29 protein-coding genes, 1 tRNA gene and 1 other RNA gene are annotated in these 25,568 nt (G+C 60.3%); 13 read left to right on the top strand and 18 right to left on the bottom strand.

The annotated features are described in order from the left end of the window. The first annotated feature begins 54 nt into the window (after positions 1-54). Positions 55-687: a GntR family transcriptional regulator gene (locus WNY61_RS09705; RefSeq protein WP_342851252.1), complete on the top strand. Its 633-nt coding sequence runs from the start codon at positions 55-57 to the stop codon at positions 685-687. Between the two features lie 61 nt (positions 688-748). Here WNY61_RS09705 and rpoH read toward each other — a convergent pair whose 3' ends face one another. Then, entirely contained in the window at positions 749-1,645 is an 897-nt protein-coding gene (rpoH, locus tag WNY61_RS09700) for an RNA polymerase sigma factor RpoH (RefSeq protein ID WP_342851251.1), read from the bottom strand. A 173-nt stretch (positions 1,646-1,818) separates the two neighbouring features. Further along, complete coding sequence (locus WNY61_RS09695) at positions 1,819-2,865, bottom strand: RluA family pseudouridine synthase (protein WP_342851250.1); 1,047 nt, start codon at positions 2,863-2,865, stop codon at positions 1,819-1,821. Here WNY61_RS09695 and WNY61_RS09690 point away from each other — a divergent pair. Next, positions 2,864-3,154, top strand: a complete 291-nt coding sequence (locus tag WNY61_RS09690; protein WP_007120704.1) for a DUF6476 family protein — start codon at positions 2,864-2,866, stop codon at positions 3,152-3,154. The two genes, WNY61_RS09695 and WNY61_RS09690, sit on opposite strands and share 2 nt — an antisense overlap. Here the strand turns inward: WNY61_RS09690 and WNY61_RS09685 are convergent, their stop codons facing one another. Continuing rightward, positions 3,155-3,940 carry an inositol monophosphatase family protein gene (locus WNY61_RS09685; protein WP_342851249.1) on the bottom strand — a complete coding sequence of 262 codons (786 nt, stop codon included), beginning with the start codon at positions 3,938-3,940 and terminating at the stop codon, positions 3,155-3,157. Between the two features lie 166 nt (positions 3,941-4,106). Here WNY61_RS09685 and WNY61_RS09680 point away from each other — a divergent pair, with 166 nt between their 5' ends. Further along, positions 4,107-5,147, top strand: a complete 1,041-nt coding sequence (locus WNY61_RS09680) for an NADP-dependent oxidoreductase (RefSeq protein WP_342851248.1) — start codon at positions 4,107-4,109, stop codon at positions 5,145-5,147. A gap of 72 nt (positions 5,148-5,219) precedes the next feature. Here the strand turns inward: WNY61_RS09680 and WNY61_RS09675 are convergent, their stop codons facing one another. Then, positions 5,220-6,125, bottom strand: coding sequence for a LysR family transcriptional regulator (locus WNY61_RS09675; RefSeq protein ID WP_342851247.1), 906 nt, complete (start codon positions 6,123-6,125; stop codon positions 5,220-5,222). Positions 6,126-6,219: 94 nt separating this feature from the next. On the opposite strand from WNY61_RS09675, the gene metF reads away from it, so the two are divergent. Both metF and WNY61_RS09665 read left to right on the top strand, forming a co-directional pair. Then, entirely contained in the window at positions 6,220-7,086 is an 867-nt protein-coding gene (metF, locus tag WNY61_RS09670) for a methylenetetrahydrofolate reductase [NAD(P)H] (protein WP_342851246.1), read from the top strand. 80 nt (positions 7,087-7,166) lie between these two features. Then, positions 7,167-7,649, top strand: a complete 483-nt coding sequence (locus tag WNY61_RS09665) for a PaaI family thioesterase (RefSeq protein ID WP_342851245.1) — start codon at positions 7,167-7,169, stop codon at positions 7,647-7,649. Positions 7,650-7,722: 73 nt separating this feature from the next. On the opposite strand, the gene WNY61_RS09660 is transcribed toward WNY61_RS09665, so the two are convergent. The 3 genes from WNY61_RS09660 to WNY61_RS09650 all read right to left on the bottom strand — a co-directional run bounded on the left by WNY61_RS09660 (position 7,723) and on the right by WNY61_RS09650 (position 8,967). Next, positions 7,723-8,178, bottom strand: coding sequence for a PRC-barrel domain-containing protein (locus WNY61_RS09660; protein WP_342851244.1), 456 nt, complete (start codon positions 8,176-8,178; stop codon positions 7,723-7,725). Positions 8,179-8,342: 164 nt separating this feature from the next. After that, positions 8,343-8,419: transfer RNA gene (locus WNY61_RS09655), tRNA-His, on the bottom strand. A 65-nt stretch (positions 8,420-8,484) separates the two neighbouring features. After that, positions 8,485-8,967, bottom strand: coding sequence for a GNAT family N-acetyltransferase (locus WNY61_RS09650; protein ID WP_342851243.1), 483 nt, complete (start codon positions 8,965-8,967; stop codon positions 8,485-8,487). 79 nt (positions 8,968-9,046) lie between these two features. Here WNY61_RS09650 and WNY61_RS09645 point away from each other — a divergent pair, with 79 nt between their 5' ends. Further along, positions 9,047-9,235: a DUF6324 family protein gene (locus tag WNY61_RS09645; protein WP_342851242.1), complete on the top strand. Its 189-nt coding sequence runs from the start codon at positions 9,047-9,049 to the stop codon at positions 9,233-9,235. Positions 9,236-9,261: 26 nt separating this feature from the next. Here the strand turns inward: WNY61_RS09645 and WNY61_RS09640 are convergent, their stop codons facing one another. Beyond that, positions 9,262-9,717 carry an MmcB family DNA repair protein gene (locus WNY61_RS09640; protein ID WP_342851427.1) on the bottom strand — a complete coding sequence of 152 codons (456 nt, stop codon included), beginning with the start codon at positions 9,715-9,717 and terminating at the stop codon, positions 9,262-9,264. A gap of 110 nt (positions 9,718-9,827) precedes the next feature. Here WNY61_RS09640 and WNY61_RS09635 point away from each other — a divergent pair, with 110 nt between their 5' ends. The 3 genes from WNY61_RS09635 to ssrS all read left to right on the top strand — a co-directional run bounded on the left by WNY61_RS09635 (position 9,828) and on the right by ssrS (position 12,159). Next, positions 9,828-11,156, top strand: coding sequence for a hypothetical protein (locus WNY61_RS09635; RefSeq protein WP_342851241.1), 1,329 nt, complete (start codon positions 9,828-9,830; stop codon positions 11,154-11,156). After that, positions 11,153-11,929 (top strand): hypothetical protein, encoded by a 777-nt coding sequence (locus WNY61_RS09630; protein ID WP_342851240.1) that lies wholly within the window; start codon positions 11,153-11,155, stop codon positions 11,927-11,929. The genes WNY61_RS09635 and WNY61_RS09630 overlap by 4 nt, the downstream gene beginning before the upstream one ends. 75 nt (positions 11,930-12,004) lie before the next feature. Next, positions 12,005-12,159: non-coding RNA, 6S RNA (ssrS, locus tag WNY61_RS09625), on the top strand. Positions 12,160-12,223: 64 nt separating this feature from the next. On the opposite strand, the gene nusB is transcribed toward ssrS, so the two are convergent. The 4 genes from nusB to WNY61_RS09605 all read right to left on the bottom strand — a co-directional run bounded on the left by nusB (position 12,224) and on the right by WNY61_RS09605 (position 15,047). After that, entirely contained in the window at positions 12,224-12,700 is a 477-nt protein-coding gene (gene nusB / locus WNY61_RS09620) for a transcription antitermination factor NusB (protein ID WP_007120719.1), read from the bottom strand. Further along, entirely contained in the window at positions 12,697-13,248 is a 552-nt protein-coding gene (locus WNY61_RS09615) for a 6,7-dimethyl-8-ribityllumazine synthase (protein ID WP_342851239.1), read from the bottom strand. Before WNY61_RS09615 ends, nusB begins: the two co-directional genes overlap by 4 nt. Before the next feature lie 4 nt (positions 13,249-13,252). Continuing rightward, a complete protein-coding gene (ribB, locus tag WNY61_RS09610) occupies positions 13,253-14,377 on the bottom strand; it encodes a 3,4-dihydroxy-2-butanone-4-phosphate synthase (protein WP_342851238.1) in 1,125 nt (374 codons plus the stop codon). Positions 14,378-14,459: 82 nt separating this feature from the next. Beyond that, positions 14,460-15,047, bottom strand: a complete 588-nt coding sequence (locus WNY61_RS09605) for a riboflavin synthase (RefSeq protein ID WP_342851237.1) — start codon at positions 15,045-15,047, stop codon at positions 14,460-14,462. A 129-nt stretch (positions 15,048-15,176) separates the two neighbouring features. On the opposite strand from WNY61_RS09605, the gene WNY61_RS09600 reads away from it, so the two are divergent. From WNY61_RS09600 to WNY61_RS09590, 3 genes are all read left to right on the top strand, one after another. After that, positions 15,177-16,469 carry a capsular biosynthesis protein gene (locus WNY61_RS09600; RefSeq protein WP_342851236.1) on the top strand — a complete coding sequence of 431 codons (1,293 nt, stop codon included), beginning with the start codon at positions 15,177-15,179 and terminating at the stop codon, positions 16,467-16,469. Between the two features lie 114 nt (positions 16,470-16,583). Further along, entirely contained in the window at positions 16,584-17,717 is a 1,134-nt protein-coding gene (locus tag WNY61_RS09595; protein WP_050770437.1) for a polysaccharide biosynthesis/export family protein, read from the top strand. A gap of 9 nt (positions 17,718-17,726) precedes the next feature. Further along, a complete protein-coding gene (locus WNY61_RS09590; RefSeq protein WP_342851235.1) occupies positions 17,727-19,751 on the top strand; it encodes a capsular polysaccharide biosynthesis protein in 2,025 nt (674 codons plus the stop codon). Positions 19,752-19,754: 3 nt separating this feature from the next. On the opposite strand, the gene ribD is transcribed toward WNY61_RS09590, so the two are convergent. Together ribD and nrdR are read right to left on the bottom strand one after the other, a co-directional pair. Beyond that, entirely contained in the window at positions 19,755-20,852 is a 1,098-nt protein-coding gene (gene ribD, locus WNY61_RS09585; protein ID WP_342851234.1) for a bifunctional diaminohydroxyphosphoribosylaminopyrimidine deaminase/5-amino-6-(5-phosphoribosylamino)uracil reductase RibD, read from the bottom strand. Between the two features lie 11 nt (positions 20,853-20,863). Beyond that, complete coding sequence (nrdR, locus tag WNY61_RS09580; protein WP_007120727.1) at positions 20,864-21,331, bottom strand: transcriptional regulator NrdR; 468 nt, start codon at positions 21,329-21,331, stop codon at positions 20,864-20,866. A 185-nt stretch (positions 21,332-21,516) separates the two neighbouring features. Here nrdR and WNY61_RS09575 point away from each other — a divergent pair, with 185 nt between their 5' ends. After that, positions 21,517-22,188 (top strand): SDR family oxidoreductase, encoded by a 672-nt coding sequence (locus WNY61_RS09575; protein WP_342851233.1) that lies wholly within the window; start codon positions 21,517-21,519, stop codon positions 22,186-22,188. 18 nt (positions 22,189-22,206) lie between these two features. On the opposite strand, the gene WNY61_RS09570 is transcribed toward WNY61_RS09575, so the two are convergent. From WNY61_RS09570 to rpoD, 4 genes are all read right to left on the bottom strand, one after another. Beyond that, positions 22,207-22,623 carry a secondary thiamine-phosphate synthase enzyme YjbQ gene (locus WNY61_RS09570; RefSeq protein ID WP_342851232.1) on the bottom strand — a complete coding sequence of 139 codons (417 nt, stop codon included), beginning with the start codon at positions 22,621-22,623 and terminating at the stop codon, positions 22,207-22,209. After that, positions 22,624-23,025, bottom strand: a complete 402-nt coding sequence (locus tag WNY61_RS09565; protein ID WP_342851231.1) for a hypothetical protein — start codon at positions 23,023-23,025, stop codon at positions 22,624-22,626. 3 nt (positions 23,026-23,028) lie between these two features. Next, positions 23,029-23,439 carry a hypothetical protein gene (locus WNY61_RS09560; protein ID WP_342851230.1) on the bottom strand — a complete coding sequence of 137 codons (411 nt, stop codon included), beginning with the start codon at positions 23,437-23,439 and terminating at the stop codon, positions 23,029-23,031. A 144-nt stretch (positions 23,440-23,583) separates the two neighbouring features. Then, entirely contained in the window at positions 23,584-25,566 is a 1,983-nt protein-coding gene (gene rpoD, locus WNY61_RS09555; RefSeq protein ID WP_342851229.1) for an RNA polymerase sigma factor RpoD, read from the bottom strand. Between the last annotated feature and the right edge of the window lie 2 nt (positions 25,567-25,568).

Genomic DNA, 25,568 nt, shown 5'->3' with positions numbered 1-25,568 from the left:
TACCTGTATACATGTTAACGAGGCAAGCTGCGATTAGGACGAAGGATGGGAACAATGCTACAGCAGGTTAAATCCAGCGACATGATTGCCGAAACGCTTCGCGCTGATATCTGTCTCGGCCGAGATATCGAAGACGGTATGCTGCATGAGGTGGCTTTGGCGCAGCGTTTTGGGGTTTCTCGCACACCTGTCCGACAGGCGCTTCAACGGCTGGCCTATGAACGTATGATCGCTGTGAAGTCAGGTGTCGGCTCGGTCGTTACCCCCTTGGACGAGAGCAAACGCGCCAACGATATCTGCGCCGCGGTCGCGATTATCGAGGCTGTGGCCAAATGTGCATCCGCCCACGCCGCGCCGCCATCTCAGTTCATGTCGGTGGTTGGAATTTTAGGGATAATGGACATCAGCCAGCTAGACCGCGCCGAAGACTTCTTTGAAGCGCGCGCAGGGCTGTTAGCGGCTTTGGCAGAAATGATCGAAAACCCGATCCTGAGCGATGCATTTCGCGCGGCCTACTGGCGCTTAATCAGATGGACGGTGCGCGATCATGCCGCCGCGTCCGGACCGCAAATTGATCACCTTCGTGAGTTACTTCAATCCGCCGCGCGGGCGATGAAGCACGGCACGCTGGCCGAAGGCTTCGCGCAGATTGCTGCGATCGAAGGCAGGCTGTGCCAACCGAGCTAAGCTGCAACGCAAAAGCCCCGCTTGCTAAAACGGGGCTTTCATCATCAAACAGGTAGATGGCTTAAGTTGCAGCCATCATCCCTTTGTCTTTGGCCAAGTCGCGCATGCGCTTTTGCAATTTCTCAAAAGCGCGCACTTCGATCTGGCGGATGCGTTCCCGGCTCACGTCATACTGTGTAGACAGGTCTTCAAGCGTGACCGTTTCGTCCGACAGGCGCCGCTGCGTCAGGATGTCTTTTTCACGATCGTTTAGCACATCCAAAGCATCGGCCAACATCTCGCGGCGGGTTTCCAACTCATCGCGCTCTGCATAGTCGCCAGCTTGGTCGGCATCTTCATCCTCCAACCAATCCTGCCACTGCATCGTCCCCTCGCCTTCGGAGCCGACAGTCGCGTTAAGCGATGCGTCCCCGCCAGACATCCGGCGATTCATCGACACAACTTCGGCTTCCGTCACGCCCAGTTGAGTGGCAATCTCCGTCACATTCTCAGGCCGCAGGTCGCCTTCTTCCAGCGCGCCGATCTTGTTTTTGGCTTTACGCAGATTGAAGAACAGCTTTTTCTGACCCGAGGTCGTGCCGAGCTTTACCAGTGACCACGACCGTAGAATATATTCTTGGATCGAGGCGCGAATCCACCACATCGCATAAGTCGCAAGGCGGAAGCCTTTTTCCGGGTCGAAGCGCTTCACCGCCTGCATCAAGCCCACGTTCGCTTCCGAGATGACCTCAGCCTGCGGCAAGCCGTAGCCTCGGTATCCCATCGCGATCTTCGCCGCGAGACGCAGGTGAGAGGTGACCATCCGGTGGGCCGCTTCTGTATCCTGCTCTTCTACCCACCGTTTGGCGAGCATGTACTCTTCCTCAGGTTCCAGTAGGGGGAACTTGCGGATCTCTTGCATATAGCGGTTCAGCCCGCCTTCCGGTGTCGGTGCGGGCAGATTTGCATAATTTGCCATGTCTTGTCCCTTTCCCCAGTTAGGTTGGGGCCTATGTTATTTCTCTTAACATACAATATGGTCGGCCCCCGCCGTGCTTTCAAGACAGAAGCGTTCACGCTTTTGTTCAGGATTGCACAGCTTCTGTGTACAGAACGTACCCACAGCCGCAGCGGTTCCTTAGGGCGGCGGGGTCATGCCGATGGCGCGACAGGCCCATCGCGCAGCAGGTTCAGCAGTGCCGCCATATCCGATGGCAAAGGCGCTTCGAACCGCAGGTTTTCGCCGGACACAGGATGCTCAAACCCCAGAACAGCCGCGTGCAAGGCCTGACGTGGGAAAGCGCGGATGGCGTCGGCGGTCGCCTCAGGCAAAGCCGTCTTCGCCAATTTGCGCCGCCCGCCATAGGTCGCATCGCCCACCAACCCGTGACCTGCGTGGGACATATGCACGCGGATCTGATGGGTGCGGCCCGTCTCAAGCCAACATTCCAGCAGCGCCAGCACGGGCGGCGTGCCGAAACGCTCAATCGTCCGGGCGCGCGTCACGGCGTGACGCCCGCCTTGGAACAGCACCGCTTGGCGCTGACGGTCGGTCTTGTGCCGCGCCAGCTGCGTGGTCATGCGCAGGATATTCCCGGCCTCAAACGACGCGCCTTTGACACCGCGCAAGCGCGGGTCATTGGCATCTGGCACACCGTAGACGAGGGTTTGATAATACCGCTCGACAGTATGTTTCTCGAACTGCGCGGCAAGCCCATGATGCGCCGCGTCGGATTTAGCGACGACCAGCAGGCCAGTCGTATCTTTATCGATCCGGTGCACGATACCGGGCCGTTTCATGCCGCCCACGCCTGAGAGATCATCGCCGCAATGTGCGAGCAAAGCGTTAACCAGCGTGCCCGACGGCGATCCCGGCGCAGGATGCACCACCATGCCGGCAGGTTTGTCGATCACGATCAGGTCGTCGTCTTCGAACACCACAGACAAAGGGATATCTTCAGGCAGAATGTGGCTCTCGGCGGCCTCTTCGACCTTGATCTGCACCACCTGCCCCTCTGCTACCTTGGCACGCGGATCATGCACAACTGCACCGTCCACGGTCACGGCCCCCTCTTCGATCAATCGACCCAATCGGGTGCGCGACAGGTTCGCGGCCTCTGGCACATCGCGCGCCAGCGCCTTATCAAGACGGGCGGGCGGGCTATCGCCCAGAATGAAATCGATGCGGCGGTGAGACATGGACACGGACAACCCTGATGAACCGGCAAACCTGCGGTTTCTGCGGCGGATGGTGACGGTCTTGACCGTCGTGATGATTGGCGGGGTTCTAGTGCTGATCTTCGTGCTTGTCACCCGCCTCAGCGATCAAGGGCCGACAATGCCGCGCGCGATCACCCTGCCCGATGGCAGCAGCGCCCAAGCATTTACACAAGGGCGCGGCTGGTATGCGGTGGTAACGGATGCTGACACGATTCTAATCTTCGACCAATTGACCGGCGAACTGCGCCAGACGATCCCGATCGAATAATCAGCCGCGGATCGTCTTGGCAAAGGTCGAATAGATCGGCTCGTTCGAGCAGATGATCTCACCATGCTCCAGGATATTCCGCTCTGGACGGATCGCCTCAACAAGGCCGCCGGCCTCTTTAACGATCAACATGCCTGCGGCTACATCCCACGGCTTCAAACGACGCTCCCAAAACCCATCGTATCGGCCCGAGGCAACGTAAGCGAGATCGAGCGACGCAGCACCCCAGCGGCGCACACCGGCACAGACGGGCAGCAAGCGGCCCAAGTCCTTAAGCGTTTCGGGCAGATCGGCACGGCCCCCGAAAGGCAGGCCCGTGGCAAAGATCGATTCAATCATACGGTGGCGGCCAGACACGCGCATGCGGCTCTCGTTCATCCAAGCGCCGGTGCCTTTTTCGGCAAAGAACATCTCATCCTTGGCGGGGTCGAAAACCACCCCGGCGACGATTTCGCCCTTATGCTCCAACGCGATGGAGACAGCCCAATGCGGCAGACCGTGCAAAAAGTTCGTTGTGCCATCCAGCGGGTCAACGATCCAACGGCGCGTGGGGTCTTGGCCCTCTTCCTCGCCACCCTCTTCGGCCAGCCAGCCGTAAGTGGGTCGTGCGCCCATCAGGTCGTCTTTGATGATCTTCTCAGCGCCAATGTCGGCTTTGGTCACGAAATCGCCTGCACCTTTGACCGAGACCTGAAGGTTCTCGACCTCGCGGAAATCCTTGACCAATGCACGCCCCGCTTTGCGTGCTGCTTTGATCATGATGTTAAGATTCGCACTGCCGATCATTGTTCGCGCCCTTTGATGGATAAGGCGGGACGTATAGGGCGCAAGCGCGCAATTGCCAAGGGGGCAGAAACCTAAGCCGCCGGGCCATTCTTACGCAGCGTGCGGGTTGTTTTCGAACCACAAGGTGACACCTTGGACCCGTAGCAATCAGCACGAAGGAAACCCCATGTCCGACCAGATGCAAAAAATCGTCCTTGCCAGCCGCCCCGACGGCGCGCCGACGCCGGAGAATTTCCGCCTTGAGAGTGCGGATGTGCTCCAGCCCGGTGACGGCGAGATCTTGGTCGAAGTACATTACATGTCGCTCGACCCCTATATGCGGGGCCGGATGGATGACGCGAAATCCTATGCGGAGCCGGTGCCCATCGGTGGTCTGATGGAAGGCGGCAGCGTTGGCAAGGTGATCGCGTCCAATGATCCGAGCTTTGAGGTCGGCGATTTTGCTTTTGGCGCTTTTGGCTGGGCGACCCATGGCGTTGCCCCGGCCAAGCAGTGCCAGAAAGTCGATGCAGAAGGCGTGCCGATCACCGCCTCGCTTGGCGTACTGGGGATGCCCGGGCTGACAGGCTGGTACGGTCTTAACGAAATCGGCCAGCCGAAAGAGGGTGAGACGCTTGTCGTCGCGGCAGCCACGGGGCCTGTCGGGTCAATCGTGGGTCAGCTGGCCAAGGCCAAAGGGCTACGCATCGTCGGCATCGCGGGCGGGGCTGAGAAATGCGAGATCGCCACGCGCGACTTCGGCTTTGACGTCTGCCTTGATCACCGCGCCTATGACGACGCCAAGTCCCTGCGCGCCGCGTTAAAGGAGGCCGCGCCGGATGGCGTTGATATCTATTACGAAAACGTCGGCGGCAAGGTGCTCGACGCGGTGCTGCCGCTGATGAACGCGCATGGCCGTATCCCGCTTTGCGGTATGATCGCGTGGTATAATGCGGGCGGGCTTGGCGCTGATGCCGAAGGGGCCGGCCTCACTGCGCCGCGGCTGTGGCGCACAATCTTGGTAAACTTTCTCACCGTGCGCGGCTTCATCATCTCAAACCATTGGAACCGGATGCCAGAGTTTCAGCGCGAAGTGGCCCCGATGGTCGCGGATGGACGTGTGAAGGTGAAGGAAGACATCACCGAGGGGCTGGAAAATGCGCCTCAGGCGTTCATCGACATGCTGAATGGCGGGAACACCGGCAAGGCGATCGTTAAGGTGAAGTGATAGCCGCCGCGATAAGATGCGCCGTTCCGCCCTGCGGGACGGCGCATTCAACCCCGGCCCTGCCGCTTAGGTTCACGCCAATTGCAGCTTTCGCGCCTCTTGCCCGGCGAGCTTCAAGAGTTGCTCCATAAACGGCTTGCCCAAATCATCTTTGCGGACCGCCGCATAGAGCCGGCGCGTAATGCCATGCTCTGTCAGTGGCCGCGTCACGTAATCCGAGGAATATTTCACCTCGCGCACCACCCAATCGGGCAGCACCGACACGCCCCGATTAGAGGCCACAAGCAGCAAGATCACCGCCGTCAACTCGACCTGCCGGATTGCGGCAGGCTCAACCTTGGCGGGGATCAACAACTGGCTGAATACATCCAGCCGCGAGCGTTCCACCGGATAGGTGATGAGGGTCTCACCGCGAAAATCCGCCGCCTCAACGAAAGGCTTCTCAGCCAAAGGATGGCTCTGAGATGCGACGAATACGGGATTGTAATCAAAGAGTTCGACAAACTCGACCCCGGGTAGTTCTTCGGGGTCCGAAGACACAACCAGATCCACCTCTTCGCGCAACAGTGCAGGCAGCGCGTCAAAAGCCAAACCGGGGCGGATATCCACATCCACATCCGGCCAATGCCGCCGAAACTGCTCCAACACCGGGAAAAGCCACTCGAAACAGGCGTGACACTCGATGGCGATATGCATCCGGCCGGTGCTGCCCGCCCGCAGGCCCGAGAATTCATCCTGCAACGCCTCGACTTGCGGCAACACTTGCTGGGCGAGCTTCAACAAACGCTGCCCCGCAGGCGAGAGTTTCAGGGGTTTGGATCGCCGCACGAACAGCTCGACCCCGGCCTGATCCTCCAGCCCCTTCACCTGATGACTTAACGCCGATTGCGTGATATTCATCTGCTCCGCCGCGCGGGCAAGCCCGCCCGCCTCGTGAATGGCCTTGATTGTACGTAGGTGACGGAACTCAATGTGCATGTGAGGCATTACTCATGTTCAAGATGAATGTTATGAGTTTGTCTCACAGCGCTGAATATGAGACAAGACGTGAAACCGCCAAAAGGATCTCCTGATGACCACGCCTGCCGTCTCCTTCGAAGTATTTCCGCCCCGCACCGTCGGCGCGGCGTTTAAACTGTGGGATGCAGCTCAGGCGCTGGCCCCGCTGGCCCCGCGCTTTTTCTCCGTTACCTATGGCGCGGGCGGCACGACACGCGATCTTACCCATGATTCGGCGCATGTTTTGCATCGCACCTCTGGCCTGCCGGTCGCCGGGCACTTGACCTGCGTTGGCGCTAGCCGTGCGGAAACCATGGAAGTCGCGGATAAATTCGCCGAAGCGGGGATCAAAGACATCGTCGCCCTGCGCGGCGATCCGCAGGCGGGCACTGATAAATTCCAACCCCATCCCGAAGGTTTCGCCGACAGTTGTGAGCTGATCGAAGCCTTGGCCAAGACAGGCAAATTCACCATCCGCGTCGGCGCATACCCCGACCCGCACCCCGAAGCGGCGGACCAACAGGCCAATATCGACTGGCTGAAGCGCAAGTTTGACGCAGGCGCGGACGAAGCGTTGACGCAGTTCTTCTTTGAGGCCGACACCTTTCTGCGCTTCCGCGATGCCTGTGTGAAAGCGGGCATCGACAAGCCAATCACGCCGGGCATCTTGCCGGTGGTCAACTGGACCTCAGCCCGCAAGTTCGCTGTAAAATGCGGCACGCCGATCCCCGAGTGGGTCGATCAAGCCTATGAGGCGGCGATCCGCGATGACCGCCATGACTTGCTGGCCCAAGCCCTCTGCACCGAATTGTGCAGCGATCTGATCGACGAAGGCGTCGATGCGCTGCATTTCTACACGCTCAACCGTGCCGAGCTTACCCGCGATGTCTGCCGTGCAATTGGCGTGACCCCGCAGGTCGATCTTTCGGACGTCGCGTAAGCGACACTCTCGGAAGGCGGGGGCTTGCCCCTGCCTCCGCCGGGCGTATCCTTGGCAGCGATTAACTGCCGGAAAGAAATATGCCCCGCATTGCCCAAAGCCCTGCCGATCTTCTCTCACAATCTGAGGCTCTGAAACTCTCGGGGCTTGAGTTCATGCAGGCGATCCTCGACGGAACCAACCCCGGCCCGCCCATTGGCGGAACCATGGGCTATACGCTGCATTCAGTCAAAGACGGTCAGGTCGTCTTCCGAGGCGCGCCTAGCTTTGCCATGACCAACCCCATGGGGACGGTCCACGGCGGGTGGTATGGTACACTTCTAGACTCGGCGATGGCATGCGCGATCATGACAAAGGTCCCGCGCGGCTCGGTCTACACGACATTAGAATACAAGATTAACATCCTGCGCGGTCTGCCTGTCGGGATGGAGATCGACTGCACCGGTGTGATCGATCACGTCGGCCGCTCTACGGGCGTGGCTCACGGAGAAATTCGCGGTGTTGAGGATGGCAAGCTTTATGCCACAGGTTCCACCACATGCATCGTGATGAAGTTAAAGTAAGAAAATATCCCCGGTCCGGGCGTATGCCGAACCGGGGATTGCAAATTTAAAGGCGGGTGCCTCGAGGTAGGTCTTAATCCCAGAAGCCTTCGTCAACGCTCGGCAGCGCTTCCAGTTCTTCTTCGTTCAGGCGCGTGACATAGGCATAAGTCGTGTCGTCCACAGCCACCAAGTTCACATCTGGCACAGAAATCATCACGTGCTTATCGCCGATATCGAGGAAACCACCGACTTCTGCCACGATCCCGACCATTTGGCCGTCTTTGGACAGAATGATGTCTTCGATCTCACCGATTTCATTCCAACCGGAATCGATACCGTTATAAGCAGTATTCGGGGACCATTCGTCGCTTGCTTCGTTCACTGTGTAGATTTCGCCACCAGTGATATCCCGCGTGCGGATCAAGTCGCCGCGCATCTCGTTCATCGCCATGCTGTCGACCTTGGAGAAGTCGGTCATGTGGGCCTCCGCGAATGCGGCTGTACCTGCGAGGGTCAATGCAACGGCGCTAACTGTAAGATTCTTCATAGTGTTTCTCCTTCATCTTCTTGCTGAAGAACCAACGGGAGAGGTGTGCGATTGTTCCAAAAAGGAAGCTGTTCACGTCCGAGCAATTCAAGGCGGATGCACAAATGAGCTTGCGCCCAGCAGCACGACTGCTTTTGCAATTGAGATCGGCGATAAAAGGTTAATGGTACCACCTCCTGGTCTCGAACCAGGGACCTCTTGATCCACAATCAAGCGCTCTAACCAACTGAGCTAAGGCGGCACTGGGGCGGATTTAGCGCCCGCGGCGGAGGAATGCAAGGCCTGAGGCGCAGAAGAATTGCCAGTTTAGAGCAGAATTTCCCAGGTCTGTTCGACGTTGGCTTTGCCGAACGAATTAACTGAGCGACTATCGATAAGCTGCCAGCCACTCCGCGCATAAAGCCTACCCGCCGCGCGGTGGGATTCGTGGGTCCATAACTGCATCGCCTCATAGCCTTGATCACGGGCGAACCCCATGCAGCTCTGAAGCATTCGTTGGCCCAATCCATGCCCCCGTGCTTCGGGCCTTAGCAGAAAAAGCCTTAGCTTTGCGCGATGCGGGTTTAGCCTCACACAAAAGATCGACCCCAGCCGCTGGCCCCCGCGATGGGCAATCCAGCCTCTTTCGCAAGTGGGGTCATGATTGATTAGAAAATCGTCGACGATCTGGGTGACGAGCGTGCCAAAGCTGGCGTCGAACCCCTCTTCCTTGGCGTAATGCTCCCGATGCTGGGTAATGAGCCAATCCCGGTCGCTTCCGCCGAATGTGCGAATCTCAATATCTTCCATGTCCCAGCATGGCCGCAAGATCACTTGCCTTTCAACCCGCGCCGCGCTAGCGATAAGCCCCACCAAACCGGAGGCTCACATGGGCATCGACACAGAACGCGACATCGAAGCAAACCTGCAAATCGGCCCGACCGACAAAGGGATGGTCCGTCTCTTTGTTGAAGGCGATGGCATCGAAATCCCGATGGACTTCACCCCGGATGAGGCACGCGAGATCGCGGAAGAAATTATGGCAGCCGCAAGCCGGGCGGGCAAAAAGGGCCGTTAAGCCTCCCCCCGAGCGCCAGCTCAGCCCTATGACCAGTTGAGCGCCATATCCGGATCGCGCAGCCGATGCAGGCGCCGGGCGGCATGGGTCGCGAACTTTTGCACCATCACCTTGCGCCGCGCAGGCGCAAGCTTGGTCTCATCACTCATCCGCACAATCTCAGCGCCATAGGCGTCGCCGATGATCAGACCGCTTTCTTCGGGCAGCAGATCGACTGGAAAATCGCTGTCGACAGCCCAGAAGAAACGATCAGCCCATTCCAAATAGCCCTCCCATTTTGCGTCGCCCCTAAAATCGGCGCGGCAGGATTTACATTCGACGATCCAAACCTCCCCCTTGGGACCAAGGGCCATAACATCCACGCGCAAACCGCGCGTTGGCACTAATTCTTCCACACAGGCGAATCCCAAGTCCGCCAGATGCCGCATCACCCCCCGGGCCAACAGCTGGCCGGGTTGAAACTGTCGTATGTCTGTTTCCATCATAGGGACAAATATGAACATTTCATGAACATCCGCAAGAGGCTAGGCCGGAAAGTTTGGTAATTCCCCCACCGCCCCCTATCTTGAAACAAGCAAAGCGAGGGGATTCCATGGCACAACGCGAACCGATGAGTGAGACGCAGGCGCGCGGGGTGCGTTATGCGCGTGAGTTGGAAGGCCATTTGACATGGCTCGACACGTTTTCGGGCACAGCGCTTGGCGTGCTGGCTGTGGCCTCGGGCATCTATACGTACCTCGGTGTTTCTTCTCTTTTGGATGACAATGGTGCCATGTCGGCCTTTGCCGCGATTGCTTATTCGGTGGCGGTCTCGGTCGGAATTTTCGTGTTCTGGTCTTACCTTTTGCGCCTCTTTCCCGCCGTTCGCACCACCCGCGCCCGCATGGGGCTTTTAGGGGCGATGGGCCTTGGCTCTCTCGCCATAATCGCGATGTCGAGCTGGCTGAACGCGGCGGCGCTTGCCGGGTCAGCGGCAGTAGAGCAGCATTTGGCTAAAACGGTGCAAGATTATCAAGGCGCGCTGGAAAGAAGCCATGAAATTGCTCTTTCTGCTCAAGGCCTTGAACGCGATGTTGCACGTGTACGTCAAAGTTTCGAAGACCTCAGCGAACAAGAGGCAGCAGGCAGCCTGTCGGGCCTTGCCGGGCGCGGCGCGGTGTTTCGGGTGCTGCGGCAGAAATCAGCAGAGCTTTCGGGGTTAGAAGCGCAGATCGCCACTCAGACGCCGCTGGTGAATGATGCTTTTTCCGAAGGAAACCAAATCCTCAGCCGAATGCGCGCGCTCACGGTGGAACCCGGCCCGGTTGAGGCCCGCTCGGTCGAGTTTTCCGAACAAGCGGTGCGGCTTGCGGGGCTTATCACGCGGCTACGCCAGCTTTCCGTCGCCCCATTGGTGGAACGCGCAGCGCAGGATCTTTCAGCCTCTGTCGTGCTGCCCGAACTTGATGGCAGCAGCGAAGAGCAACGTGGTGCCCAAGGGGCCACGATCACCTCGGTTCTAGAAGTGCTGGCCCAACGCGCCGCCACGCTGGAACGCGCCGCGCAAGACGTGCAATCCATGCCCCCCGCCGCCGACACCACCTACACGCCCATTTCCAGCGCCGATGCGGTGATCCTTTATGCGCGCAACTTCGTCCCCTCTTGGGCCGGGGCGATCGCGATTGATCTGCTGCCCGCCGTGCTGGTGATGATCCTCGCCATCACCCACGGCGCGATCCGTTCGGGCCGCGAAGGGGCCGCCGTCGAAGACACGCTGACCCTTGCTGAATTGCGCGCCGCGCTGGCCGCTGTGCGCGATGTGGACGCGGCGATGCAGGAAAGCCCCGCGCACAAACGCGCCGCCCCTGCGCCACAGCAACCCGTTGATGCCGACAGGCGTGAAGACACGCCCGGCCACGTTACACCGATCAAAAGCACATGAGCGAGAGCGCGCCCCCAGACCTCGGCACTGCACGCAAGCCGCCCATTGTTGGGCGGGTGCTGATTGGCGTGCTGATCTTCCAGCTTAGCCTTGCGGTGCTGCTGTTCTGGGGGGATCTGGGCGAAGGGCTGCGTCTACCGGGGTTTGGCCCGCAAGCGCCAGAACTGACAGAGCCCATCCGCCCCGGTGATCAGACACGTCGCTTCCGCCCCGAACGCGCCCCAAGCCCCGGCCAGCCGATGCCCGAAACCGCACTGCCCAACCGGCTGGTCTTGACGCCTGTTTCTGGCGGGCGTGCGGCACTGCTGGAAGGGACGATTGAAGCGGGCGATGCCGAACGCATCGTCAAACAACTGTCTGAGCTTACGCCTGCGCCTGCGCAGCTCTATCTCAACTCCCCCGGCGGATCCGTGCGCGATGCGCTTGAACTGGGCCGCCATCTGCGCCGCGAGGGGTTTAACACCGCGCTGCGCGACGGGGACATCTGCTATTCCGCTTGCCCCTATCTGCTGGCAGCTGGTGAGACGCGCACGGTACCAGATAGCGCCTCTGTGGGTGTGCATCAACATTACTTCGGCAAAAGCACGCTCTTGCCTGCCTTTGTCGCCGTAGAGGACATCCAGCGCGGCCAGGGCGAGGTAATGCGCTATCTAGACGACATGGGAATCGACCCGCTGGTCATGCAGCATGCGCTGGTGACGCCGCCCGATGAGATTTACGTTCTTCTGCCCGAGGAGTTGCGGCGCTACGGTTTTATTCCACCTGAGGAATAAACCGCCTAGAGAAGTTTCCTAAATCTACAGACGCCCCCTTGCCGCAGCCCCCCTCGCCACCTACATCGGGGTAGACGGGTTCTGCCCTGTTCGTGAACGTTACATTCCAGTGGCCTTAAGCAAATCCGAGGGAGCTGGCTCTGTCCGAGCCCTGGTTCGGTTACCTGGCGCCCACCTGTACATACAGGTCCTCGGGAATATAAAACAGCAGCGGCAGGTGCGGTTCCCGTCACTCCCCCTTCGTTGCGATTTGATCTGATTGGCTTGGTCCTTGGGCCGGTCGCGTCCCGGCGTTTAGAACGCTTCGGGACGAGCCTCGCGTGCCATGTGGTCAAGCACGGCATTCACAAAGCTCGGCTCGCGTCCTTCGGGGAAGAACGCATGGGCCACGTCGACGTATTCCTTGATCACCACGCGCGGCGGCGTCTCATCATGGCGGAACTCAGCGCCCGCCGCACGGAACAGCGCGCGCAGCGTCGGGTCGATCCGGGCAATGGCCCATTTCGCGACGATGGCGCGGTTGGCCATTTGGTCGATCGGCGCCTGATAGTTCACCGCATCTTCCAGCACGCGAGAGAAGTGATCCACATCGCCCTCTTGCATCTCGTCGCCCTCATAGACAGCACCGAAACGGTGGTCGATGAACTCGTGACGCACGACATCTACCGTCTGCGCGGAATGCTCCATCTGGAACAGCGCCTGCACGGCATAGAGCCGCGAGGCCGACTTCATCTTACGTTTCTGATTGCCCGAAAGCGCGTTGCTGGTCATGCGATGTTTGATCCGTCCGTGTCGCCGGCAATCAAGGTGTCCTGCCCGAATGGCTTGAACCCGATGCCCTTGCTCTGGCGGCCCCATTTACGAGCGAGTGCGATAAGATGCAAGGCTGCAGCCGCCGCACCGCCACCTTTGTTTTGCCCCTCGGGGTCGGCGCGGACTTCGGCCTGTTTCTTATTCTCGACTGTCAGGATACCGTTGCCGATGCAAAGCCCTTGCAGGCCAAGCAGTTGCAAGGCGCGGCTGCTGTCGTTGCAGACCGTCTCGTAATGCGTGGTCTCGCCCCGGATCACGCAGCCAAGGGCAACGTAGCCATCAAAGTTGCTGTGCCGGTCGGAAATGCCGATGGCGGTGGGGATCTCCAGCGCGCCGGGCATCTCGATGACCTCATAGGTCGCACCGGCGGCTTCAAGCTCGGTCTTGGCCCCGGTCAACATGCCGTTCGCGATGTCCGAATAATAGGGCGAGACAACGATCAGCAGCTTCACCGGTTCGTCGAACGCGGGGCGCGGCAGGATGGTGTGTTCTTCAGCGGAAGCCATGGTCTTACTCCGTGGTAATGGGCCGGGTGCCCACGATTTCCAGCGCATAGGCATCAAGGCCCAGATAGCGCGTGTCGGGATTGTCGGTCAGCAGGACAAGCTCATGCAGGCCCATGGACGACAGGATCTGCGCGCCCAGCCCGGTGCGTTTGATGGTGCGCGGACGCTCGTCATCTTCGGCATCCAGCCGCAGGCGCGGATAGGGATCGCGGAACAGGACAACGGCACCGCGCCCTTCGTCGGCGATGATCTGCATCGCGCGGGGCAATTCGTCCGCCGGGCTGGGGCCAAGGCCGAGGATATCTTCCAGCGCGTTGATCGCATGGGTCCGGATCAGCACCGGCTCGGGGGTAGAGATATCGCCCTTGGTCAGCACCACGTGATCAGTGCCAGTGATTTCGTCAGAGAAAACACGCATTTGCCAGTCGCCACCATAGGCCGAGGTCACGGTGCGGCTGTCACGCTCCACCAGCAAGTTGTCATGTTTGTGGCGGTAGGTGATCAGGTCGCTGATCGTGCCGATTTTGAGGCCATGCTCAGCCGCAAATTCCAACAGATCAGGCAGACGGGCCATTTCGCCATCGTCTTTCATGATCTCGCAGATCACGCCCGACGGGTGCAGCCCCGCAAGACGCGAAATATCCACCGCCGCTTCGGTATGCCCTGCCCGCACCAGCACGCCACCATCCCGGGCACGCAGTGGGAAGACATGGCCGGGGGTCGCGATATCTGCCGAGCCAGCTTGTTCCGAGATTGCCACTGCCACGGTCAGCGCACGGTCTGCCGCAGAAATGCCTGTGCTGACACCCTCACGCGCTTCGATGCTGACGGTAAAGGCGGTTTCATGCCGGGATGAATTGTTCACCGCCATCATCGGCAGGCCCAGATGATCAACCCGCGCCGAGGTCATCGGCAGGCAAATCAACCCGCGCCCATGGGTCGCCATGAAATTGATCGCCGCGGCATCGGCAAACTGCGCCGGGATCACCAGATCGCCTTCATTCTCGCGGTCCTCGTGGTCCACCAGAATGAACATGCGGCCTTGGCGCGCGTCTTCGATGATGTCTTCGATCGGAGAAATCGCGTCGCTCAGCCCTGTCTCGACCGGTCCGGGTGTGTCAAATTGCATCGGCTGCTTTCCATCTATCTGTTGCCCGGCTCATAGCCTGACCTGCGCCGCTTGGCCAGAGCGTGCCCCGAAGGGCGCTGCGTCACATCTCGTTCAGACGTGCCACATACCGCGCCAGCGTGTCGATTTCGAGGTTGACCAGATCCCCCACTTTCGCATCGCCCCAAGTGGTGACTTCTTTGGTATGCGGAATGAAGTTGATGCCGAAATCACAGCCGTCGACGTCATTTACTGTGAGCGATGTACCATTTAACGCGACTGAGCCCTTTTGCGCGATGAAGCGCGCAAGCTCCTTTGGCGCGCGAAGCGTCACGCGGGTGCTGTCGCCCTCATCTTTCATCTCAATAATTTCGGCCACGCCATCAACATGGCCGGACACGATATGCCCGCCCAACTCATCGCCCACCTTCAACGCACGCTCAAGGTTCACGCGGCGCCCCTCGGCCCAATGCTGGCCAAGGTTGGTCTTGCCGACCGTTTCGGCGCTGATCTGCACTTCGTACCAATCATCTCCCAGCCCCACTACCGTCAGGCAGACCCCGTCGCTTGCGATAGACGCCCCCATGTCGATGCCAGAAGTGTCATAGCCTGTCTGGATACGCGCGCGCAGATCGCCTTCCTGCTCCAGCTTGGTCACGGTGCCAACGTCTGTGATAATGCCGGTGAACATGGGGTAGGCTCCTTTGCAGTTTGGCGCAGTGGTAAACCCGCGCACCGCCACAGGCAAGAGCGGGTGACGCCACATTGTCGCCCCTATTATATGGTGGTTAAGGGTAAACCACGCCGACTTAGGACCCGTATGACCGTGACCGCCGCCCCCACCCGCACCTTCCTGTTCCTGCAAGGCCCGCATGGGCCTTTCTTCAACAGTCTGGGCAAGATGCTGCGCCGTGCGGGCGCGGAGGTTTGGCGCGTGGGATTTAACGCGGGCGACCGGGCCTTTTGGTTTCATCCGTCGACCTACATTGCCTATCGCGGCACGGTCGAGGACTGGCCGCAGACTTTCGCGACCCTGCTGGACGAAAAGCAGGTCACCGACATCGTGCTCTACGGCGACACGCGCCCCATCCACGCCGAAGCGGTGGCCGAGGCCAAGCGCCGCGGCATCACCGTGCATGTCTTTGAGGAAGGCTATATGCGGCCCTATTGGGTCACCTATGAGCGCGGCGGGTCGAACGGCAACTCTCGTCTGATGGAGATGACCATTCCACAGATGCAGGCCGCTTTGGCCCGCTCTGACATGGAAGCCCCCCTGCCCCCGGGTCATTGGGGCGACATGCGGCATCACATCTTTTACGGCGCGCTTTACCATTGGTTCGTAATGTTCCGAAACGGCGACTATCGCAATTTCAAACCACATCGCAGCCTGCCGGTGACCAAGGAATTCCGTCTCTACCTCAAGCGCCTCTTGCTGATGCCTGTGCTGGCCGCCGACCGTCTGCTTGCCACGCTCAAGATCCGGCTGGGCGGCTTCCCCTATCATCTGGCGCTGCTGCAGCTGGAGCACGACTCCTCTTTTCAGCAACACTCCCCCTTCAACACGATGGCCGATTTCCTTGAACTGGTGATCGAAGGTTTCGCCAATGGCGCGCCGCAACACCATCATCTCGTCATCAAGGCCCATCCGCTGGAGGATGGCCGCGCGCCGGTGCAGCGTGATGTCAAACGGCTGGCGCGGGCGCATGGTGTCTCTGACCGGGTGCATTTCGTGCGCGGCGGCAAGCTGGCACAGCTTCTCAATGACACACGCAGCGCCGTGACGGTGAATTCCACCGCAGGGCAACAGGTGCTCTGGCGTGGTATTCCGCTCAAAGTCTTTGGCAGCGCGGTCTATTCCCAGCCTGAGTTCGTCTCAGACCAGCCTTTGCCAGAATTCTTTGCCACCGCCAGCCGCCCTGACAACCGCGCCTATAAGGACTACCGGCGCTATCTGCTTGAAACTTCGCAGGTTCCGGGCGGTTTCTATGCCGCGCGCGGGCGGCGACAGTTGCTGCGCCAAGTGGTCGATATGATGCTCTCTGCCGAAGACCCCTACGACGCACTTGAACAAGGCACCGCGGCCCCTCGGCAACAGTTGCGGGTCGTAACCTGAGTTAACCCATTCCGGCCTGTAGATTTTTTCTAAAGGCTGCGCTAAGTTGCAAAGTAATACGTCATGACAATTGACGATTTCGAGGCAGAAAATTCAGGTCGAGGAGACCGGGCAGTGAAATCCGTATCATACCGGTGGGCGCGTCCCATCGCAGCGCTGGCGGCATTGGCCGTCATCTCATCTTGTGGTTTGCCACAGGTCGGGCCGAACAAACGGCAAATTTACGCAGGTTCCGTGCAACGCGAAGGGGATGCTTTTGTCATCGCCGTGAACGACCGGGTGACGCGTGCGATCGCCGTGGCCCCGGCGCTCGGTTTCTCTGAAAGTTTCAAACGCGCGGGCCAGGTCGGCTCTGACACGATCCAGCCGGGCGATATCCTTGGCATTACCATTTATGAGAACGTCGACGATCCGCTTTTGGGCGTCGAAGGCGCGCCCGCCACCCTGCTTGAAGAAGTGCAGGTCGATGGCGCGGGCTTTATCTTTATTCCCTACGCAGGCCGTATCCGCGCCGCGGGCAACACGCCCGAAGCGATCCGCCGCATCATCACCCAGAAACTGGGCGAACAAACGCCTGACCCGCAGGTTGAAGTCCGCCGCGCAGCCGGTGACGGCTCAACCGTATCGCTGATCGGCTCCATCGGGGCACAGGGCGTTTATCCGATTGAGCGCCCCACCCGCACACTTGCCGCCATGCTGGCGCGCGCAGGCGGTGTGACCATCATCCCCGAAATCGCGCAGGTCACCGTGATCCGGAACGGCCAGCGCGGCAAAATCTGGTTCCAAGACCTCTACGACCACCCTGAGTTGGACATCGCGCTACGCCCCGGCGACCGTATCTTGGTTGAGGAGGATACACGCTCTTTCACAGCGCTTGGCGCGACCGGCGGACAGGCGCGCGTTCCTTTTGAATCGCAGAACCTCTCGCTGCTCGAAGGCATCGCACAGGTTGGCGGGCTAAGCCCGATCTCGGCTGACCCAACCGGCGTTTTTGTTTTCCGCAACGAGCCTGAAGAAGTTGCAGAACAGGTGCTGGGCCGCTCCGACCTGACCGGCGCGCAACGTATGGTCTATGTCACCGACCTGACCAAGCCCAACGGCATGTTCATGGCCCGTGACTTTGTGATCCGTGATGGCGACACGATCTATGTCACCGAGGCTCCCTTCACCCAGTGGAGCAAGGTAATCTCGGCCATCACCGGCACGGCAAGTTCGGCCGACAGCATCTCATCGCTCACCAGCGGCTGATCCACGCCGGTGGCCTTTGAAGCTGACCCATACCAATTCCCCGCCGCCGGTCCCGAAAGGAGCCGGCGGCTTTTCGTATATAACGGCGGCTTTTTAACGCAGCGCCGCCTGCGACGTATTTTGCAACTTTCCGGCCATTCCCTGCGCATCGGCCTGCCCGGCCCGGGCGATGCGGTTGCGGTTTGGGGCAACTCACCTACCGCGCACCGCGGATTGGCCGTTGCTGCGAAACGCGAGGTGCCGGTGATCAGGATTGAGGATGCATGGCTGCGCTCGTTGCATCCGGGCCGCGCGGGCGAGCCGCCCTTGGGTCTATTGATCGACAGTCGCGGCGCGCATTTTGACCCTGCGCAGCCTTCGGACCTTGAGGAGTTACTGGCCCATCATCCGCTTGATGATAGCGCCTTGCTGAACCGCGCGCGCGGCGGCATGGCGCAATTGGCCGAGCATCACTTAACGAAATACGCGGGCTTTGACCTTAATATGCCCGCGCCCGATCCCGGATATGTGCTTGTGATCGATCAGACGCGCGGCGATGCCTCTGTCACCGCCTCGGGCGCGGATCGTGGCCGGTTTCTGGAGATGCTGGTCTTCGCACAGGAGGAGCACCCCGGCGCGCGGGTCATCATCAAGACCCATCCCGAGACAGCACAGGGGTTTCGCCCCGGTCATTTCGGGCCGGAGGACACCAACGACCGCATCACCCTGTTAACGGACCCCATCAGCCCGTGGACCCTGTTCGAGGGGGCCGTCGGCGTTTATACCGTGTCATCGCAAATGGGGTTCGAGGCGATCTTTGCCGGCCACAAGCCGCGCGTTTTTGGCCAGCCGTTCTATGCGGGGTGGGGTCTGACCGTCGATGAATTCCCCGTTCAGCGCCGCCAACGCAGCCTCACCCGCGCGCAGCTCTTTGCAGCGGCGATGATCCTCTATCCCACATGGTACGACCCCTACCGCGATACGCTTTGCGAGTTGGAAACCGCCATCGACGCGCTCGCCGCTCAGGCCCGCGCCTGGCGCGAAGATCACCACGGGTGGGACGCATGGGGCATGCGCCTGTGGAAACGCCGCCCGCTGCAACAGTTCTTTGGCCAGCCCACACCGGTCCGCTTCCGCAAAGGCCCAACTGCCCCCCCCGAAGCACTGCGCCGCGCCATGGTCTGGGCCAGTAAGGGTAACACCGCCCCCGAAGGCGCACTGCGGGTCGAAGACGGGTTTCTGCGATCGCGGGGGCTGGGCGCCGAACTGGTTCCGGCGCTGTCGCTGGTCTGCGATGATCTGGGCATCTATTACGATCCCGAAGGGCCAAGCCGCTTAGAAAAATGGATCGAAAAGCGCGCTGATCTGCGCCCAGATCAACATGCCCGCGCACGTAGGTTGATTGATACGCTGACCGGCGCGGGGCTCAGCAAATACAACCTCGGTGGTACAGCCCCCGATCTCCCAGCGGGCCGCCGTATCCTCGTCCCGGGACAGGTGGAGGATGACGCGTCGATCCTCACCGGGACCGATCAGGTGCGCACCAACGCCGCACTCCTCGCCGCCGCCCGTGCGGGAAATCTAGACGCCGTGATCCTCTACAAACCCCACCCCGATGTCGAAGCGGGCCTGCGCACCGGGGCAACCGAGGCGCAGGACGCCGACATGGTGCTAAGCCATGCCGACCCGATGGCCCTGCTCGGCCAAGTTGACGCCGTCTGGACCATGACCTCATTGCTAGGATTTGAAGCACTGTTGCGCGGCGTGCAGGTGGTAACGCTCGGCGCGCCCTTCTACGCGGGCTGGGGCTTGACCGAAGACTACGGCGATGTGCCACCTCGCCGCCGCGCGCGCGTGACACTGGAAGGGCTGGTTCACGCCGCGTTGATCGACTACCCGCGCTACCGCGATCCAGTCACCGGCTTGCCTTGCCCGGTTGAGGTGGTGGTCGAACGGCTTTCAACAGGTCACCTACCCCGTGTGGGACTGGGCAACCGGCTGCTGTCAAAGCTACAAGGCGTCTTTGCCAGCCAAAGCCATCTTTGGCGGCGTTAGAGCTTAATTTGCCGCGTTGCGCCGCCAGACATGCAGCAGGTCCGGCCCAATACGTTGGCTTGATTGCAGCGCAAAGCGCGGCGCCTCTGCCAGACGCGAGAGGCCAAGCGCGCCGATCCCCGGCAGACCCTCAGCCCCGATCACCAGCCCGGCAGTAAAGCCCACCAGACGGTCCACGAGATCAGCCTCAATCAATGAGGCCGCCAAAGCACTGCCGCCTTCACAGAAAATTCGCGTCAGCCCGTGGCCCGCCAGTTGCCGCAGCACATCCGTGGGGTCAAGTTGCGCACCACGCGCGGCGCAGGGCAGCAGCGTGGCACTAAGGTCAGACCACGTTTGCACCAACGCCGGGTCGGCATCCGTACCATGGCATAAGATCAAGGGACTATCCGCCGCTGTCCGCGCCAACTGCCCCATCAGCGGCAGATCAAGCCTGCGCGACACGACAACCCGCGCGGGCTGTTGCGCCACGCCCAGATCGCGCACCGTGAGGCTCGGGTCATCCTTGCGTGCTGTGCCTGCGCCCACCATCACCGCGTCGTGTCGTGCGCGCATGGCATGGGTCAGCCGCCGCGCCGGGGCGTCAGTGATCCACTGGCTCTCGCCCGTTCCGGTGGCGATACGCCCATCAAAGGAATTGGCCAGCTTTAGCGTCAACATCGGACGGCCCAAATCGGTCCGGCAGAAGAACCCCGCGTGATCGGCACGGGCCTCGGCCTCGCGCTCGCCAACCGAAACGTCAATCCCGGCCGCGCGCAGCATCGCAATTCCGCGCCCGTTGACCCGCGCATCATCATCTTGCGTTGCAACCACGACCCGCGCCACGCCCGCGTTGATCAACGCCTGCGCGCAGGGCGGTGTTTTGCCGTGGTGAGAACAGGGTTCAAGCGTGACATAGACGGTGGCCCCGCGCGCCGCCTCACCGGCCTGTGCCAGCGCCTGCGGCTCTGCATGAGGCCGCCCGCCCGGCTGGGTCCAACCGCGTCCAACGATCCGGGTGCCCTGAACGATCACACAGCCAACCGCTGGATTAGGCCAGACATTGCCCTGCCCGCGCCGCCCCAAGGACAGCGCCAGCGCCATGAACCGCGCGTCGCTCACCTTATCGCCGGTCACTCTTCGGGAAGGGCGCCGGGCCGCAGTTCTTGGACAAATTTGTCAAAGTCATCGGCGGCTTGGAAGTTCTTGTAAACCGAGGCAAAGCGCACATAGGCCACCGTGTCGATGCGGGCCAGCGCCTCCATCACGATCTCACCGATATGTTTGGAACTGATGTCGGTCTCGCCCATGCTTTCCAACCGCCGCACGATGCCGGAAATCATCTGATCGATACGTTCGGGATCAATGGGGCGCTTTTGCATGGAGATGCGGATCGAGCGTTCCAGCTTATCGCGATCAAAGTCCTCGCGCTTGCCGGAAGTCTTGATCACCACGAGGTCACGGAGCTGCACCCGTTCATAGGTTGTGAAGCGGCCACCGCAGGCCGGGCAGAACCGCCTGCGCCGGATCGAGACGTGATCCTCGGCCGGGCGGCTGTCTTTCACTTGGGTGTCAATATTTCCGCAAAACGGGCAGCGCATGGGCCGTCCCCCTCTTCATCCTGCCTCACTTGTGGGGCGCGCGGCCCTCTTGTCAAAACTTATAGGGGAGCCGCGAGGTTTTGGGTAGAGAAGATTTTCATAGCTAGATGTTGCGTTTAAACCTGTGACATGAACCCATCGCCCCTGCGCCGCGTTGGTCCCAGAACAGACAAACGGAGCACCCCATGACCAAGACACTTTTCCTCACCGGCGCCTCCAGTGGGATCGGCGCAGCCACCGCCCGTGCCGCAGCCAAAGCGGGCTGGAACATCGGACTTTTCGCACGCAGCGAAGATAAGTTGAAAGATCTTGCAACCGAACTCGGCGATCAAGCCCTAGTGTTGGTAGGCGATGCCACTGATTACGATGCGCAGAAGGCCGCGCTGAACAAACTGGCCGACCACTTCGGACAGGTTGACGCCGCCTTTGCAAATGCTGGGCGCGGCACCAGCCCCGCGGGCACCGAGAATGGGGATCCGCAGGACTGGAAAGCGATGGTCGATCTTAACATCATGGGCGCGCTCTATACCGCCCATGCCGCCATGCCGCATTTGCGCAAGACCACCGGGCAGTATGTTGTCACAGGTTCCGCGGCTGGGCGGGTGCACATCCAAGGCTCGATCTATGGCGCGACGAAGTGGTTCATTCACGGTTTTGCCGGCAATCTGGCGGACGAGATGGCCGAATGGGGCGGGCGCTGCATGGTTGTCTCTCCGGGCATGGTCGACACGGCATTCTTTGACGAAGCCAAGCCCGACAAATTGCAGCCCGAAGACGTCGCCGCCGCGGTGATGCATGCGCTTGAATCCCCCGCCCGTGCCGCTGTGCGCGAGATCCATTTGATGCCAACGGGCTAAATCATGCCGCCCCGGCGTTCAGTCGGGCCGGAAATGCGCCGCGACTTGCCGTTGATGTGGGGCGTCGCGGTGCTCAAACAGGTAGATGCCCTGCCACGTCCCGAGCATCATGCGCCCCTGCGCTACGGGGATGCTGAGACTGACCGGCAATACGGAAGCTTTGATATGCGCAGGCATGTCGTCAGGGCCTTCCATGACATGCCGCAGGTACGACATCTTCGGACTGTCAGAGGGCGGCACCAATCGTGAAAAATAGGCCAGCAAATCGCGCTGTACGTCACGGTCTGCGTTTTCTTGGATTAGCAAAGACGCCGAGGTATGCCGGATCATCAACGTCAGCAACCCGTCACCCTGCCCGGACACCCACGCCGCTACGTCCTCGGTGAACTCATAAAGCGCCTGCCCGCCGGTTCGGATCGAAAAGCAGGTCTGCATTTAGCGACCAGCCCCGCGCAGGGCGTTACAAATGCTAAGCGCGTGCTGTACCGACATCGACGATCCCGTTTGCCGGAATGATGCCCCGACAATGAACGCGGGCTGGGTCGCCAAACCACTCGGGTCAAGGGTGAATGCCACCGCGCTGCGCTGACCAAGTCCGGGCGTCCGGGCTTCAGCAACATAGATGCGTTGTTTGGGCGATGCGGCGCCGATTGTCTGGGCATAGTGGCCAGCGGCGCACCACATCCCCCGTGCACCATGCTCGCTGTCATTCTCCACAAGAAAACCGCCCGTTACAGGGGTGATGTTCAAGTCGCGCTGCGGCTGCACGCTTTGCCCCATTCCCGGGACCGCGATAAGCGCAAGAGCCAGAATTCCGTGACACAGATTGCGTTTCATAGCTTAAAAATCCTCTAATTCGATCAAATTATCGCGGCAGAACTGTCTTGCATGGTGACTGGGTAGGTTCTCCCCCGCCCGTCTTACGGTGACAGAGTAGGACCGCCCAGCATCACCCTCTGCTCGGGAGGCATCGGTGGTGAATACCACGCCGCGACGCCCCACCCCGCTGACCGATGGCCCGCGCGGTGTTTTGATATAGAGCCGCTGATCTGCCGGAAGGGCCAAGACGGTTTGGGCAAATTCACCTGCCGCGCACCAAATTCCCCGCGCGCCTACGCCTCGGTCTTCGATAACCTCAAAATCAAGAGTGTTCAGGGGCACAACGAAGAGCCAATTCTCGGCCCGGTAGGTCTGCGCCGCCGCCTCAAGCGGCAACACGCATGAGATCAGCAGAACCAGAAAACGCCGCATGACAGATCCTTTCGGTTGACTACACCGGATGTAACCCGCGCAGGGGCCGCGTCAAAGACGCTCAAGCACATGTGAAAAACGCGGCCCCGAGGAGCCGCGTTATGTCTTATTAAAAGCTGAGTCTTAGTGAACCAGAGCCGTGGCTTACTGATCCAAGAAGCTGCGCAGCTTGCGCGAGCGGCTCGGATGCTTAAGCTTGCGCAACGCTTTGGCTTCGATCTGGCGGATACGTTCACGGGTGACCGAGAACTGCTGACCGACCTCTTCAAGCGTATGGTCAGTGTTCATGCCGATGCCAAAACGCATCCGCAGGACACGCTCCTCACGCGGGGTGAGCGAGGACAGCACGCGGGTTGTGGTTTCCTTCAGGTTCTCCTGAATGGCGGAATCCAGCGGCAGCACTGCGTTCTTGTCTTCGATGAAGTCGCCAAGTTGGCTGTCTTCCTCATCGCCGATTGGCGTCTCCAGGCTGATCGGCTCTTTGGCGATCTTCATCACCTTGCGGACCTTTTCGAGCGGCATTTGCAGCTTCTCGGCCAGTTCCTCGGGCGTTGGCTCGCGGCCAATCTCGTGCAGCATCTGGCGACCGGTGCGAACCAACTTATTGATCGTCTCAATCATGTGCACCGGAATACGGATGGTGCGCGCCTGATCGGCAATCGAGCGGGTGATTGCCTGACGGATCCACCAAGTCGCATAGGTCGAGAATTTGTAGCCGCGGCGGTATTCGAACTTATCCACGGCCTTCATCAGGCCGATGTTGCCTTCCTGAATAAGATCAAGGAATTGCAGACCACGGTTCGTGTACTTTTTGGCGATGGAGATGACGAGACGCAGGTTCGCTTCGACCATTTCTTTCTTGGCCTGACGGGCTTCTTTTTCGCCCTTCTGAACCTGCTGCACGATGCGGCGGAATTCAGAGATATCAAGGCCAACGTACTGACCAACCTGCGCCATGTCGTTGCGCAGCTCATCCACTTTCTCGGACGAGCGTTCGATGAACATTTGCCAGCCACGACCGGATTTCTCGGCCATCCGCTCCATCCAATTGGGATCAAGCTCATAGCCGCGGTAGTTGTCGACGAATTCCTTGCGGTTGATGCGCGCTTGGTCGGCAAGCTTCACCATTGCGCTGTCGATCTGCATGATGCGGCGGTTGATGCCGTAAAGCTGATCAATCAGGGCTTCGATACGGTTGTTGTGCAGGTGCAATTCGTTCACCAGCAGCACGATCTCGGACCGCAGCTTTTGGTACGTTGCTTCTTCATCTTTGGTGAAGGAGCCGTCTTCGTTCAGCGTGGCGGAGATCCGGCTGTCTTGCATCGCGCTGAGTTTTTCGTAGTCATCCGCGATGATATCGAGCGCTTCGAGCACCTGAGGTTTCAGCGCCTCTTCCATGGCAGCCAAGCTCATGTTCGCCTGTTCGTCCTCATCATCGTCATCATCGGACGAGATTGGGTGGCCGTCGGCATCCAGTTCGGTTTTGCCATCGTCAGACTTGGTCTCACTAGTGGCTGTCGGGGCGACCACGGGGGTGGTCTCCTCCTCATCGCCCATCTGCGTGCCGAATGTCGCCTCAAGGTCGATCACGTCACGCAGCAGAATGTCTTCGGACAGAAGTTCGTCGCGCCAGATGGTGATCGCTTGGAATGTCAGCGGGCTTTCGCACAGCCCGGCAATCATCGTGTTGCGGCCCGCCTCGATGCGTTTCGCGATGGCGATCTCGCCTTCGCGGCTGAGCAGTTCAACACTGCCCATCTCGCGCAGGTACATGCGCACCGGGTCATCGGTGCGGTCAAGTTTCTCAGACGTGCCCGAGGACAGTGCGACATCGCGATTGGATTCGGTGGTTGCGACTTCGGTAGAGCCCTTGGCCTCTTCCTCTTCGGCTTCCTCATCCTCAATGATGTTGATGCCCATTTCCGAGAGCATCGACATCACATCTTCGATCTGCTCCGAGCTGACCTGATCTGGCGGCAGCACGGTATTGAGCTGATCGTAGGTGATATAGCCCTTCTCGCGCGCCTCGCCGATCATCTTTTTGACGGCAGCCTGGCTCATGTCGAGCGAGTGGCCTGAATCGGAATCGTCGGTCTTTGCGTCGTCATTTGTATCTTTGGCAGCCATCT

Origin of the sequence: Sulfitobacter sp. AS92 (assembly GCF_038900015.1) — a bacterium.
GTDB lineage: Bacteria > Pseudomonadota > Alphaproteobacteria > Rhodobacterales > Rhodobacteraceae > Sulfitobacter.
This window is presented reverse-complemented; position numbering and strand designations above follow the sequence as displayed.